Source organism: Alcanivorax sp. (assembly GCF_040119285.1).
Classification (GTDB): Bacteria; Pseudomonadota; Gammaproteobacteria; order Pseudomonadales; family Alcanivoracaceae; genus Alcanivorax.
The window spans coordinates 1-12558 of record NZ_JBEDTY010000042.1 but is presented as its reverse complement, the minus strand read 5'-3'; the positions used below and the strand labels follow the sequence as shown (position 1 = coordinate 12558).

12 protein-coding genes and 1 pseudogene are annotated in these 12558 nt (G+C 54.0%); 9 read left to right on the top strand and 4 right to left on the bottom strand.

The window, feature by feature from the left end:
• From ABNH10_RS16225 to ABNH10_RS16190, 8 genes and pseudogenes are all read left to right on the top strand, one after another.
• A pseudogene (locus tag ABNH10_RS16225) lies at window positions 1–158 on the top strand (cation transporter); the annotation flags it as partial.
• Between the two features lie 191 nt (window positions 159–349).
• A complete protein-coding gene (locus ABNH10_RS16220; protein WP_015485723.1) occupies window positions 350–697 on the top strand; it encodes a hypothetical protein in 348 nt (115 codons plus the stop codon).
• Between the two features lie 83 nt (window positions 698–780).
• Entirely contained in the window at window positions 781–2121 is a 1341-nt protein-coding gene (locus tag ABNH10_RS16215; protein ID WP_015485724.1) for a TolC family protein, read from the top strand.
• Window positions 2118–3059 carry an efflux RND transporter periplasmic adaptor subunit gene (locus ABNH10_RS16210; RefSeq protein ID WP_015485725.1) on the top strand — a complete coding sequence of 314 codons (942 nt, stop codon included), beginning with the start codon at window positions 2118–2120 and terminating at the stop codon, window positions 3057–3059. Before ABNH10_RS16215 ends, ABNH10_RS16210 begins: the two co-directional genes overlap by 4 nt.
• Before the next feature lie 83 nt (window positions 3060–3142).
• The gene (locus tag ABNH10_RS16205; RefSeq protein ID WP_349386884.1) at window positions 3143–6283 is read left to right on the top strand and encodes an efflux RND transporter permease subunit; all 3141 of its coding nucleotides are present in this window, start codon (window positions 3143–3145) and stop codon (window positions 6281–6283) included.
• 77 nt (window positions 6284–6360) lie between these two features.
• Window positions 6361–6684 (top strand): P-II family nitrogen regulator, encoded by a 324-nt coding sequence (locus tag ABNH10_RS16200; RefSeq protein WP_015485727.1) that lies wholly within the window; start codon window positions 6361–6363, stop codon window positions 6682–6684.
• A gap of 49 nt (window positions 6685–6733) precedes the next feature.
• The gene (locus ABNH10_RS16195) at window positions 6734–7633 is read left to right on the top strand and encodes a cation diffusion facilitator family transporter (protein WP_015485728.1); all 900 of its coding nucleotides are present in this window, start codon (window positions 6734–6736) and stop codon (window positions 7631–7633) included.
• 14 nt (window positions 7634–7647) lie between these two features.
• On the top strand, window positions 7648–7974 hold the full coding sequence (locus ABNH10_RS16190) for a YnfA family protein (protein WP_015485729.1): 327 nt from the start codon (window positions 7648–7650) through the stop codon (window positions 7972–7974).
• A 90-nt stretch (window positions 7975–8064) separates the two neighbouring features.
• On the opposite strand, the gene ABNH10_RS16185 is transcribed toward ABNH10_RS16190, so the two are convergent.
• The 4 genes from ABNH10_RS16185 to ABNH10_RS16170 form a co-directional block, all read right to left on the bottom strand.
• Window positions 8065–8910 carry a sterol desaturase family protein gene (locus ABNH10_RS16185; RefSeq protein ID WP_276783930.1) on the bottom strand — a complete coding sequence of 282 codons (846 nt, stop codon included), beginning with the start codon at window positions 8908–8910 and terminating at the stop codon, window positions 8065–8067.
• 72 nt (window positions 8911–8982) lie between these two features.
• The gene (locus tag ABNH10_RS16180) at window positions 8983–9681 is read right to left on the bottom strand and encodes a helix-turn-helix domain-containing protein (RefSeq protein ID WP_015485731.1); all 699 of its coding nucleotides are present in this window, start codon (window positions 9679–9681) and stop codon (window positions 8983–8985) included.
• 56 nt (window positions 9682–9737) lie between these two features.
• The gene (locus tag ABNH10_RS16175; protein ID WP_081601067.1) at window positions 9738–11144 is read right to left on the bottom strand and encodes a heavy metal sensor histidine kinase; all 1407 of its coding nucleotides are present in this window, start codon (window positions 11142–11144) and stop codon (window positions 9738–9740) included.
• Window positions 11131–11823 (bottom strand): heavy metal response regulator transcription factor, encoded by a 693-nt coding sequence (locus tag ABNH10_RS16170; RefSeq protein ID WP_015485733.1) that lies wholly within the window; start codon window positions 11821–11823, stop codon window positions 11131–11133. The genes ABNH10_RS16175 and ABNH10_RS16170 overlap by 14 nt, the downstream gene beginning before the upstream one ends.
• Before the next feature lie 281 nt (window positions 11824–12104).
• Between ABNH10_RS16170 and ABNH10_RS16165 the strand changes: the two genes are divergently transcribed.
• Complete coding sequence (locus tag ABNH10_RS16165; protein ID WP_349386883.1) at window positions 12105–12419, top strand: hypothetical protein; 315 nt, start codon at window positions 12105–12107, stop codon at window positions 12417–12419.
• The last annotated feature ends 139 nt before the right edge of the window (window positions 12420–12558 follow it).

Genomic DNA, 12558 nt, shown 5'->3' with positions numbered 1-12558 from the left:
TTTTCTCCGCCAATGACGTGATTGCCAATCTAGGGGTGATCCTTGCCGGTGGATTGGTGGCCTGGACGGGCTCACGTTATCCAGACTTGGTGATTGGCCTTATCATCGGTTTGATTGTGTTGAATGGCGCGCGCCGCATCTTGCAACTTAAGTCCTGAGACACCGGGCACAATATGAACAACAAGCAATCGTCTTATGATACACCGCCAATAAAGATCCTCGACCTGGCTCGCTTTGACAGGCGGATAACAGGTAAACGAAAGGCGCCGGGACAATCGTTGATTGACTCCGCAATCAAAGGTGGTATGCTTCGCAGGCTATTCCATTTCATTGGGGTTATATTCGGTTTATGAGTCGAAAAGCACTGTCTTATCTGCTGTTAGTCTTGATTGCACTGCAATCAGTGACAGCTATGGCTGACGTTCATCCCCTTGATTATTCGGATACAGCCCCTTATTCCTCCGATGGCTCATCATCGGCAATGCTGGATAGCTCGACCGTTATTGATCCTGCAGATCAAAATACCGCGCCTGACGATCTGTTTTATTGCCATCACCATGGCTGCCATTGCCATGTCTATTTATCCGGTAACCTGACTCACTCAAACTTTTTGCATAAACATTCGTTGCATAACAACTATCAAGCCCTCATTCCCGAGGCCCCATCCTCGTCGCTGTACCGCCCTCCAATCGCCTGATTTTACCGATTAAGTTTTTTCTGTGTTGCCGTTATCGCTGCAACGCGCGGTTTGAATTATCTTAAATAAGTAGGATCTACCATATGCTATCAATACGTACTGCGCCGGGTTCTGGCGCTACGGGTCGGCGGAATATCAAAAGCCGCTGCATTCTGTTCAGTTTATTATTTTTTATTTCTTCGTCGGGGCTTAACGCCGCACCTGGGGACTCAACGATCACGCTGACCAATGCGGTGCAGCGCGCCTTGTCACAAAACCCTTCTTTAAAAGTTTTTCCCTACCGCTACGCAGCCCTTCAAGGGCAGGCCGAAACAGCCGGGTTAAGGCCGGCGTATGAGCTGGGATTTGACGCTGAAAATGTCGGGGGCACTGGGGACTTCAGCGGCGCAGGTGGTGCTGAACTCACCATTGCGCTGTCTTCGGTCATCGAAATGGGGGATAAGCGCGCGGCACGGCAAGGCGTAATCTCCCACAGTCGGTCGGTGCTCAATGCCAGCCGACAGGTGGAATCCTTGGCCTTATTGGGCGAAGTCACCCGCCGTTACGTCGATGTGCTAGCGGCACAGGAGCAGGTCACCCTGGCTGGCGAGGCCGCCCAATTGGCGAGCGAGAGCTTACGCATTGTGAAAAAGCGGGCTACGGCGGGAGCGACACCCGAGGCGGAAGTCAAACGGGCACAGGCCGCTGCCGAGCAAGCGAAGCTCGCTTTGCTTTCGGAGCAGCAACGGCTTGCTTATTTGAAAGTGTCGTTGTCTGCCTTGTGGGGGGTAACCTCACCGGACTTTGACAAAGTGGAAGGTGATCTATTCCAGTTTGGCGAGGACGTGGCATTCGACCTGTTGTACGCCAAAGTTGAAAAAAATCCTGCGATAGAAGTATTCGCAGTAGAGTCCCGTCTCAAAGAAGCAGAAATACGCCTTGCTCAAACCCAATCCAGTGCCGATATCAGTTGGTCGGTGGGGGTTCGTCGCTTGCAGGAGACCGATGACACCGCATTGGTAGCGGGTTTCAGCATGCCCTTGTTTTCCGGCAAGCGAAATGCCGGCGCGGTTTCGACCGCGTTGGCCGAAAAAAATCAGGTGTTGGCAGAGCGCGACGTAATGCTGCTGGATCTACACACGCAACTGTTCCGGGCTTTTCACAACCGCAAGCAAGCCATTGTCGCGGTCAAGGCGCTACGTACCGCGATCATTCCCGCCCTTGAACAAGCGCTGGTAGAAACACAGGCGGCCTATCAACGGGGCCGGTACGGGTATCTCGACTATGTCAGTGCACGGCAGGAATTATTGAGCGCCAGGCGTACCCAGATCGAAGCGGCCGCAGCGGCCTTAACCTATGGCGCAGAAATTGAGCAGCTAACAGCAGAGCCCTTGGCCTTGACGCAGTATGGCGAAGACTACACATTTTCAGGAACCCCACAATGAAATCAAATACCCAGTTAAAAAAATCATTTATCCGTCTAATTACGTGTTGCTTTGCGATCACCCTGTTGTCTGGACAAACTTTCGCCGAGACGGGTCACGGAGAAGAGGAAGAGCACGGTGAAGAAGGCCATGTCGAGCTGACCCTGGAGCAGATAAAACATGCCGGCATTACGCTGGCAACCGTTACCTCGGGCACCATCCGTGATGTTTTGCCAGTATATGGCGTCGTCGCAACCAACGCAGAGCGTGTACAGTCGGTAACGGCACGCTTCGACGGCGTTATTCGGGAAGTTAAAAAAAGTGTTGGTGATTCGGTTCGCAAAGGCGAAGCCCTGTTGTCTGTAGAAGCCAACGAAAGCCTGAAAACCTATTCGATTGCCTCTGCACTCAATGGCGTTATTACCCAGCGCCACGCAAACCCTGGCGAGCAAACCAGCGATACCCCGCTGTTGGTAGTGCAGGATTTCTCCACGGTCTGGGTAGAGCTGTCGATTTTTCCCAAGGATGTTGCCCAGGTTGAATTAGGCCAGCGGGTTCGCATTCTCAGTCTCGATTCGACCCAAATCGCAGAGGGAAAAATCATCTATATTGCGCCGCTTGGCCAAGCTGGTAATCAGGCCATTATGGCGCGCGCTTTGATCGACAACCCGAATGGCATTTGGAAACCCGGTCTCTTTGTCAACGCGCAAATCACCCGCGCAGAAATAGCCGCTCCAATGGTGATCCGCAACGAAGCCTTGCAAATCGTCGAGGATAACCCTGTCGTTTTTGTTCGGGGTGAGGAAGGTTTTGAACCACGTACAGTGACTTTGGGGCGAACCGACGGTGAGCTAAGCGAAGTGGTGGCAGGTCTGTCCGCAGATGAAGTGTATGTCAGCAAAAACAGCTTTACTCTGAAATCGGAGCTGGGCAAGGAGGATGCTGAACATGGACACTAAAACAGTATTCTTGGCACCATTTACGACGTCGAACCACCTACACGGCTTTAACCGGTCATATGAACCCACAATAGGAGTTCACCATGATAGATAAACTCATTCAATTTTCCATCGCGCGCCGCTGGCTGGTGATGTTTCTGGTGCTGGTAATTGGGGCCCTGGGTGTCTGGAACTATCAGCAGCTGCCCATTGACGCGGTACCCGATATCACCAATGTCCAGGTGCAAATCAATACGGAAGCCCCAGGTTATTCACCACTGGAAGTGGAGCAACGCATTACCTACCTGGTAGAACTGGCCATCACTGGGTTGCCCTATGTGGAGAGCACCCGTTCGCTGTCACGCTACGCCCTGTCTCAGGTGACCGTGGTGTTTGAAAAAGGCACGGACATCTATTTCGCCCGCAACCTGATCAACGAGCGCTTGCAGCAGGCGAAAAGCGAGATGCCTTCGGGGATCGAACCGGTTATGGGACCCGTTGCCACAGGTCTCGGTGAAATCTTTCACTATGCGGTGCATGCAAAACCGGGCGCCTTGCAAGAAAACGGTGAGCCCTATGATGCAACGGCCTTACGCACCTTGCAGGATTGGGTGATCCGTCCCCAGTTGCGTCTGGTTCCCGGCGTCACCGAAGTCAATACCATTGGCGGTTTCGAGAAGCAGTTCCACATCACCCCTGAGCCTGCAAAGCTGCTGGCCTACCAGCTCAGCTTCGACGATCTGGTGGCGGCATTGGAGAAAAACAACGCCAACATCGGTGCCGGATATATTGAAAAAAATGGCGAGCAATATTTGATCCGCGCACCCGGACAGGTAGCTGACATCCCGGCGATCGAAAAAATCATCGTCGCCCGTCGTGACGGCTTACCTATTACCGTGGCTGACGTGGCCGAGGTGGGATTCGGCAAGGAATTGCGCACCGGTGCTGCGACACTCAACGGTGAGGAGACAGTATTGGGTACCGCCGTCATGCTGTTGGGCGGTAATAGCCGGACGGTTTCCCAGGCGGTGTCGGCCAAGTTGCTGGAGATCAATAAAACGCTGCCTGAAGGCGTGATTGCTGAGCCGGTTTATAACCGTACGGTACTGGTCGATAAAACCATTGCCACGGTACAGGCCAACCTGGCGGAAGGCGCGATATTGGTTGTTGTCGTGCTCCTGGTCATGCTGGGCAACGTGCGGGCGGCCTTGCTCACGGCGATGGTGATCCCTTTATCCATGTTGATGTTGATGACAGGCATGGTGCAGACCAAGGTCAGCGCCAATCTGATGAGTTTGGGTGCGCTCGATTTTGGCTTGATTGTGGATGGCGCGGTGATCATTGTCGAAAACTGCATTTTGCGCCTGGCCGGACGTCAGCACCACCTTGGGCGCACCTTAAAGCTGGACGAACGTTTTCAAACGGTGTTTGCGGCCACCCGCGAGGTATTTACACCGAGTTTGATCAGCGTATTGGTAGTGATTCTGGTGAACTTACCCATCCTGGCGCTGACCGGCGTGGAAGGCAAAATGTTTACGCCCATGGCCATGGCGGTAATCATGGCCTTGCTGTCTGCGCTGGTGCTGTCACTTACCTTTGTGCCTGCCGCCGTGGCGCTGTTTATGACGGGGCATATTGAGGAGAAGGACAATTTCATTGTTCGCCATTCCAAACGGTTTTACGCCCCGGTTTTGGCGTGGGCACTCAAATTTCGCGTACTCGTATTGTCTGCGGCCCTGATCTTTGTGGTTTTGGTCGGCGCACTGGCAACGCGGATGGGTACGGAATTTATCCCGAATCTGGATGAGGGCGATATTGCCATCCAGGCGCTGCGAATACCGGGTACCAGTCTCACTCAATCTTTGGATATGCAGTTTCAATTGGAAAAAGCGGTGCTGGAAATCCCTGAAGTCAAAACCTACTTCTCGCGCGTCGGCACGGCTGAAGTCGCCAGTGACCCCATGGGGCCGAACATTTCCGATGGTTATGTCATGCTCAAGGATCACAGTGAATGGCCTGACCCTGACAAAACCAAAGCGCAGTTGCTGGAGGAAATCGGTGAGAAGTTATCATTATTGCCGGGTAATGCCTTCGAGATCAGTCAGCCGATCCAGCTGCGTTTTAACGAGTTAATATCGGGTGTGCGATCCGATCTCGGGATCAAGGTGTTTGGCGACGATTTGACGCAACTGCTGAAATCTGGCGGCGAAATCGCGGCGGTATTGAACGGTATCGAGGGCGCCGAAGGGGTTAAGGTCGAGCAGGTGTCTGGGTTACCTATTCTATCCATCAATGCCGACCGTTCAGCCCTGTATCGTTATGGTTTGAATGTCGCCGATGTACAGGACGTGGTCGCCGCCGCCACGGGTGGTGAGGAAGCCGGCCTGATCTTTGAGGGCGACCAGCGGTTTTCGATAGTGGTGCGAGTGGCCGAGGGCATAAGGGGCGACTTGCGCGCGTTGGAACGTTTGCCGATACCGCTGCCAGAGGGCGGCTACGTACCGCTGCGGGAAGTGGCCAGTCTCACGCTGGCCCCTGGACCTAATCAGATCTCTCGCGAAAACGGCAAGCGGCGACTGGTTGTCAGCGCGAACGTTCGCGGTCGTGATTTGGGTGGTTTTGTGGCTGAAGTTCAGGGTAAAGTTGCGCAGCAGGTGAAATTGCCGCCCGGCTATTGGCTGGAGTATGGAGGCACCTTTGAGCAACTGCAATCGGCCTCGCAGCGGTTAAGCCTGCTTGTCCCCGTCACTTTGGTGATGATTTTTGCACTGTTGATGATGACCTTTGGCTCAGCAAAAGATGCGGCATTGGTCTTTAGTGGCGTACCGCTGGCGCTGACCGGTGGCATTATCGCCTTGTGGTTACGGGACATCCCCCTCTCGATTACCGCCGGTGTTGGGTTTATTACTTTATGCGGTGTATCGGTACTGACCGGGGTCATGATGGTGTCGGCCTTTCGGGATGAGCTCAATCGCGGTGAATCCGTCGAGCAGGCGATTCTGGGCGGCGCCATGTTGAGATTGCGGCCGATATTGATGGTCGCTCTGGTGGCCGCATTAGGTTTCCTGCCGATGGCACTCAATACCAGCACCGGGGCAGAAGTCCAGCGGCCACTGGCCACGGTGGTTATCGGCGGCATTATCTCTTCCACATTACTTACGTTATTGGTGCTCCCCGGTCTGTATCGATTGGCTTGGCGAAGGCCAAAAGCGATTGATAACAATGGCGATCCGATCGCTCAGTAACACCCTCAGGATCGCGGCAAGTATCCTCTTTCCGCGATCCATCTAACAGTAATAGCGAATTTTTTTGGAGTATTTACATGAAACAAATTACCGCCTTTATCCACCACGTTCGATCCGCCGATGTCATCGATGCATTGCGTGACGCAGGCTACAAAAACCTATCAATACTCGATATCAAAGGGTCCTTGAAGCCTTTAGGGGAACGGGAACTGGCGTATTCAGCCGAAGCTGGCGTGGTTATCTCAGAAGTCCAATTGTCTCTGGTATGTGAAGACAATCAGGTGGATGAGGTGACCTCGATCATTCGAAAAACCGGGAAAATCGGACCTGACATATCCGGCTGGGTCTATGTCAGCCCAATCGAACAAGCCCTGCCCATCGGCGGCACCGAGGATCATTAATCGTTTAGCTACCCAACGCCAAGCCAATCATCGACTGGAGAAATAACGTATGCATCAACATTCGCACGATGATAGCTCCAAGCGAATGGGCTTGGCTTTTTGGTTAAACCTGATTTTTACCGTTATCGAATTCGTTGGTGGCTGGTTGACCAATAGCACCGCCATCATGGCCGATGCGGTCCATGACCTGGGCGACAGCCTCTCCATTGGCAGCGCCTGGCTGCTGAACCGCCTGGGCAGGAAATCCGCCAATCCTGAATACACCTACGGCTATCGGCGGTTGTCGCTGTTCGGTGCCCTGATTAATGGTCTAGTGTTAATCGCGGGATCGGTCTGGGTACTGGTCACGGCCATTCCCCGCTTGGCAGACCCCGTCATGCCACATACCGAAGGCATGTTGGCCCTTGCCGTGCTGGGCGTGGCGGTAAATGGCTACGCCGCCTATCGCCTTAGTCAGGGAAAAACCTTGAACGAAAAAGTACTCAACTGGCATTTGCTGGAAGACGTGCTGGGTTGGGTGGCTGTGCTGATTGTGGCGACGGTCATGCAATTTGTGGACTGGCCCATTCTCGACCCACTGCTGTCGATCGGCTTCACCTTGTTTATTCTGATCAACGTACTGCGTAATCTCTGGGCAACAGGGCGGTTGTTTTTTCAGGCCGTGCCGGAGCCAGATTTGCTGGAGAGCGTTCGTGCGTCCCTGATGTCACTCAAGGAAATCGACGACGTACACCATTTGCACCTCTGGTCCCTCGATGGAGAGCACCACGTACTGACAGCTCATGTCAAAGCCGTGCAGACGCAAGATCTGGCGAGATACGCACAGCTCAAGGCCACCATCCAGTCAGCCCTGGAAACCTACGATCTGGCTCACACCACCATTGAGATCGAGCTGGCCGAAGAAGCTTGCCGGGATCAGCCCGTGTCCAGCCAAATGGACCCGCATTAACAAGAAAACTTCGTATGTCCATCCTCTACACGCTCGGTTTGTTCATCATCACCGCTATAGCGGAAATAGTCGGCTGTTATCTTCCATACCTCTGGCTGAAGAAATCGGCATCCGCATGGGTTCTGCTGCCGTCAGCGTTCAGCTTGGCGCTGTTTGCCTGGTTGCTGTCTCTTCATCCGATCGCCGCAGGTCGGGTTTATGCGGCCTATGGCGGCGTTTATGTTTCGGTGGCCATATTGTGGTTGTGGAGTGTGGATGGGATTCGCCCGCATCTGTGGGATTTTGTTGGCGTGACCGTCACCCTGGTAGGGATGGGCATTATAATGTTTGCACCAAAATGATGTCGATCCTGCGGATTTACTTTCCCTTTTTTAGGGATTCAGCGTTCAGCAGCAAACTCATTTTTTCCATCAGAATGATTGCTAGCTCTGTCACTTAAAAGGCTGAAGCAATTGACCCATATAATGCGTTGGGTAATCGGGCTCCGAGGAAATACCAAGATCTTTTATGGCAATTTTTCGGGAAGAGTCAAAATAAGCCGTCCCCAGAATCCTGTCCGTCAAAGTGGTAAACAGCCCAAAGTTCACATCGCCTTCCTTGGCAGTGTTCAGATGATGAAATCGGTGCACGCTGTTGATCGCCAGAATATGCTTTAGCGGCCCTGAAAAATACGCCACGTTGGAGTGTTGCAAAAGTAGCTGGAGCACTACCGCCACAACCAGTAACAGCATGATGTTGTGCGGTACACCCATCAAAAGCAGCGGCATGGTTCCCGCTACGGTTTCGATTAACTGGTGCAGTGGATGCTTCATCAGACCATTAAAACCATACAAGCGCTTTGCGCTGTGATGGACGGCATGCAGTTTCCACAAGCTATGGAAGCGGTGGCTGGCGAAATGGGCCAGGGTAATACCCATATCGGCAATCAAGATCGCCACGACCAGTTGTAACGGTAGTGGCAGGCTGGATGGCCAAAGATCTATCAGCGAAAACGCCTGACCAACCAGTGGAAGCATCAAAAGCCCAAGTATATTGAGTGATTCGTTGACGATGGCATGAATAAAGTCTGTGCCTTGATCCTGTTGGGATAGATTGAACGTGGGGTCATAGGGAACAACCTTTTCGCAAATGAACGACAGACCCACAAATCCGGATAGTAATAAAGCCAACCAGGCATCAGCGTATCCTGACCCTACAAGATAAATAGCAATACCATTGCCGGCCAATAGAAAAACCGGCAGATAAAATAGCTTGATCAACCATCGAATTGCACTCATTCCGGAAACCTCTCAAACATCATAGAGCGCTCATTTTGCACTGAATAAGCAATGCACAATTGAACGAAAGAGCTATTTTTCCGAAAGCAGCTGTTTAATTGTTGCAGGGTTGACGCCAAACGCTTCCATCGCGGCACGGCAAAAGTGGGCTTGATCGGCAAAACCGGCCGTCATTGCGGCATCCGTGAGCGACCTGCTTTGGGTGAGTTCGAATGCCAGCAGTAGCTTCAGCCACTTCTTGTAGCTCCTGAACGGCAAGCCGGCTTGCTCGCTGAACCAGTGAGAGAATCGGCTCGATGAGAGGTGGGCAAGTTCAGCCAAGTCGGTACGGGAAGGTTCCCGTCCAAGCATTAACTCGGATCGCAACGCTTCCACCACCTGTTGGAACCGATTATCCAGGCCAGATACGTCGCCACAGGTGCAGGCTTTCCGAAAATCCTCAAGCGCAGCTTGCAGATCGTCTGCGCTGCTTAACTGGATGAGTTGCCGCGTGCCGTCAATCTCAATAATGGAAATGTTTTGTGCCATCGTCTGGGGGAGCAGGGTTTTACAGGCATTGTGGGTCGGATCGGCATAGAGGCACAACACCCTGGCAGTTTGTAATTGATGGATTGTACCGGCGGGGATCAACAGACTCGTCCCGGCATAATACGCATGGCCAACGCGCACCTCAACCGGGTTGCCCAGACCCACAACAATCTGATGCGCCCAATGTTTGTGGGGCTTGTTATCGCCAGCTTCACCCCGAAAGGCGATGAGCCCCGGCACCATGGCTACCTCACCTCGCCACGATTGGGCCTGGCGTGTTTTGCTGGACACGCTCATGCTCAGGCGCTTCGCTCATCGGTGACAGGCAGAAACAGGGTGAAGGTGGTGGCGTTCGGGTCGGAGCTTGCCTCGACACGACCACCATGGGTCTCAACAATGGAGTGAACAATGGCCAATCCGAGACCGGCACCCTCGCTTTGGCGTGTTCTGGACGGATCGGCGCGGTAAAAGCGATCAAACAGGTTTGGTAGGTGCTGTGCAGGAATTTCGGAGTCCGGGTTGATCACACTCAGCGATACTGAGTCATTCGCCGCTTTAGTCAATCGAACCTTTATCCATTTGCCCGCCGGGGTGTGCCGAATGGCGTTCGACAGCAGGTTGGAGATGGCCCTGCGTAGCATGGCGCGATCACCCATTACCCCCGGTGCCTGACCCTCCAAAGACAGGGTGATATGTTTTTCCTCCGCCAGCGCCCCGAAGAAGTCGAACAGCTCCCTGACCTCGGTGGCCAGATCCAGCGTTACCTGCACCGGTTTGAGCAGGCCGTGGTCGCTCTTGGCCAGCCAGAGCATGTCGTTAACCATCTTGGCCAGGCGTTCTTGCTCTTCCAGATTGGAGTACAGGAGCTCACGATATTCGTCCAGTGTTCTGGCCCTGCCCAACGCCACTTGAGTCTGGGTGATGAGATTGGTCAGCGGGGTTCGTAGTTCGTGGGCGATATCCGCCGAGAAATGCGACAGCCGCGTGAAGCTGTCTTCCAGTCGCTCAATCATCTGATTAAAGGCGGAGGCCAGATCCCGTAGTTCCAGGGGCATGCTGCGAAAATCAAGTCGCATATGCAATCGGTCGGCCTGAATACTGCGCATCTCGTCCGAGAGACCGCGTAAAGGCGCGTGTCCCTGGTGTACCCCAAACCACGCCGCTAGCAAAGTCACACCGCCAGTAAGCAACATGATAATCCAGAGACTGCGGCGAAACCCTTGCAGAAAATGCAGGTGGAAGTCCATGCCGATCGCCGTGGCAATGCGATATTCCTGGCTGTCGCTGACAAACCGTGTGACGACACCCCGATAGGCATTTCCGTCAATGTGCCAAGTAGCCAGGTTATCGGCATGGATCCGCTTAACGGGGGAAAAAGCTACTATAGCCTGCGCGAAGTCAGCCCCCGGTGTAGCGAACACCAGCTGGCCACGGCCATTCCACACCTGAAAATAAACACCGTGGTGTCCCGACACCGCCTGCGACAACGCCACCGGTAACCGGAGCGGATCATCCACCCTTTGCAGGGTCTGCGTTACCGCCTGGTTGATCACGACCAACTCGTCCGCGTCCTGCTCGGCGAAATGCCTCTCGACGGCACCGAGCACCAGATTGCCGATCAATACCAGGCTGATGCCGATGGCCAACGCGACAAAGACCATGACCCTGGCGGTTAGCGAAAGCGGACGCCGCTCAGTCGCCATCATCTTCTGCTTCCACATCAAGCTTGTAACCCATGCCACGCACCGTGTGGATCAGCCTGGGCTCGAAGTCGTCGTCGATTTTTGCGCGCAATCGACGGATGGCCACATCGATCACGTTGGTGTCGGAATCAAAATTCATGTCCCAGACCTGCGAGGCGATCAGCGAACGCGGCAACACCTCACCCTGACGGCGCACCAGCAGTTCCAGCAGGCAGAATTCCTTGTGGCTGAGATTGATTTTTCGGCCGGCGCGCGTGACCCGGTGCCTAGGCAGATCCAGCACGAGATCGGCCACTTTGAGCTGATCCGACAGGGGTGGTGCCGAACCCCTGCGCAACAAGGTGCGCACCCGTGCCAGCAACTCGGCAAAGGCGAAGGGTTTTACCAAGTAGTCATCGGCGCCCAGCTCCAGCCCCTTGACCCGGTCATCCACGCGGTCGCGCGCGGTAAGGAACAGCACCGGTGTCTGGCGACCCGCCTCACGCAGCGACTGCACAATGCGCCAGCCATCCACGTCGGGCAGCATGACATCCAGCACAATCAGGTCGAAAGACTCGGTCATCGCCAGATGGTGGCCATCGAGACCGTTGCGAGCCAGGGACACTTGAAAACCGGCTTCGCTCAACCCCTGCCGCAAATAGTCGCCAGTCTTGATTTCATCCTCGACTAACAGTAGTCTCATAAATACCTCGCTTATCACGTTTTATATCAGTCTAGCGGGTCATTCCCCACAGTAAGATTACACCAAGATGACATTTTTGTAATCTACGAGTCATCTGGCTGACAGGGGAGATTAGTTAATATCGGAATTATCTGTGCTGATGCGGGTTGGTATCGGTCACCGTCACTGACTCGCCCGTTCAGCTGTTACGAGAAAGGCCGCGCTATACGATTCATGTCAATGACTCTTGGAGGTGTGTAATGAGTATTTAATTTCTGCGAAACGTGGCGCTCGTTTCGGCCATGCCGCTGGTGGCCGGATGTGCCAATAATCCGTTTTACCATCGGTACGTCATGGTGGGTCAGGTGGTGCAGGCCTCCGAAGGGCGGACAGTCGTCTGCATCGGCGAACCCAAGGGCGCTGAAGTGGGGCAAGTGCTGGACGCCTACCGCGTCGTGTTTAGAACGGATGTCGTTGAGGAAGGTGAATCCGACTGGGCTCGCGAGTGGATCGGCAAGGTCAGAATCGACGGGATCATCGACGAGCATTTCGCCACGGTTGATGTGGTCGAAGGCAAGATTATGAAAAACGATATCGTTGAATTGGAGTATTTATGAATGAATTGGAGCATTTATGAAAACGTATAGTGCGACACGCCGTCGCTTCGTACAGGGCCTTGCAGCCGGTGGCGTGCTGGCCGCCACACCGGCCTGGTTGCAGGCGGCTGTAAAAGGTGCGACCGCGCTGGGCTCAGCA

Excerpts from the sequence above, each read along its gene's own strand:
- ABNH10_RS16180 (WP_015485731.1), bottom strand. The coding sequence starts at position 9,681 with ATGGTGCCGGGGCTCATCGCCTTTCGGGGTGAAGCTGGCGATAACAAG.
- ABNH10_RS16220 (WP_015485723.1), top strand. The coding sequence starts at position 350 with ATGAGTCGAAAAGCACTGTCTTATCTGCTGTTAGTCTTGATTGCACTG.
- ABNH10_RS16210 (WP_015485725.1), top strand. The coding sequence starts at position 2,118 with ATGAAATCAAATACCCAGTTAAAAAAATCATTTATCCGTCTAATTACG.
- ABNH10_RS16165 (WP_349386883.1), top strand. The coding sequence starts at position 12,105 with ATGCCGCTGGTGGCCGGATGTGCCAATAATCCGTTTTACCATCGGTAC.
- ABNH10_RS16190 (WP_015485729.1), top strand. The coding sequence starts at position 7,648 with ATGTCCATCCTCTACACGCTCGGTTTGTTCATCATCACCGCTATAGCG.
- ABNH10_RS16185 (WP_276783930.1), bottom strand. The coding sequence starts at position 8,910 with ATGAGTGCAATTCGATGGTTGATCAAGCTATTTTATCTGCCGGTTTTT.
- ABNH10_RS16215 (WP_015485724.1), top strand. The coding sequence starts at position 781 with ATGCTATCAATACGTACTGCGCCGGGTTCTGGCGCTACGGGTCGGCGG.
- ABNH10_RS16200 (WP_015485727.1), top strand. The coding sequence starts at position 6,361 with ATGAAACAAATTACCGCCTTTATCCACCACGTTCGATCCGCCGATGTC.
- ABNH10_RS16195 (WP_015485728.1), top strand. The coding sequence starts at position 6,734 with ATGCATCAACATTCGCACGATGATAGCTCCAAGCGAATGGGCTTGGCT.
- ABNH10_RS16170 (WP_015485733.1), bottom strand. The coding sequence starts at position 11,823 with ATGAGACTACTGTTAGTCGAGGATGAAATCAAGACTGGCGACTATTTG.
- ABNH10_RS16175 (WP_081601067.1), bottom strand. The coding sequence starts at position 11,144 with ATGATGGCGACTGAGCGGCGTCCGCTTTCGCTAACCGCCAGGGTCATG.
- ABNH10_RS16205 (WP_349386884.1), top strand. The coding sequence starts at position 3,143 with ATGATAGATAAACTCATTCAATTTTCCATCGCGCGCCGCTGGCTGGTG.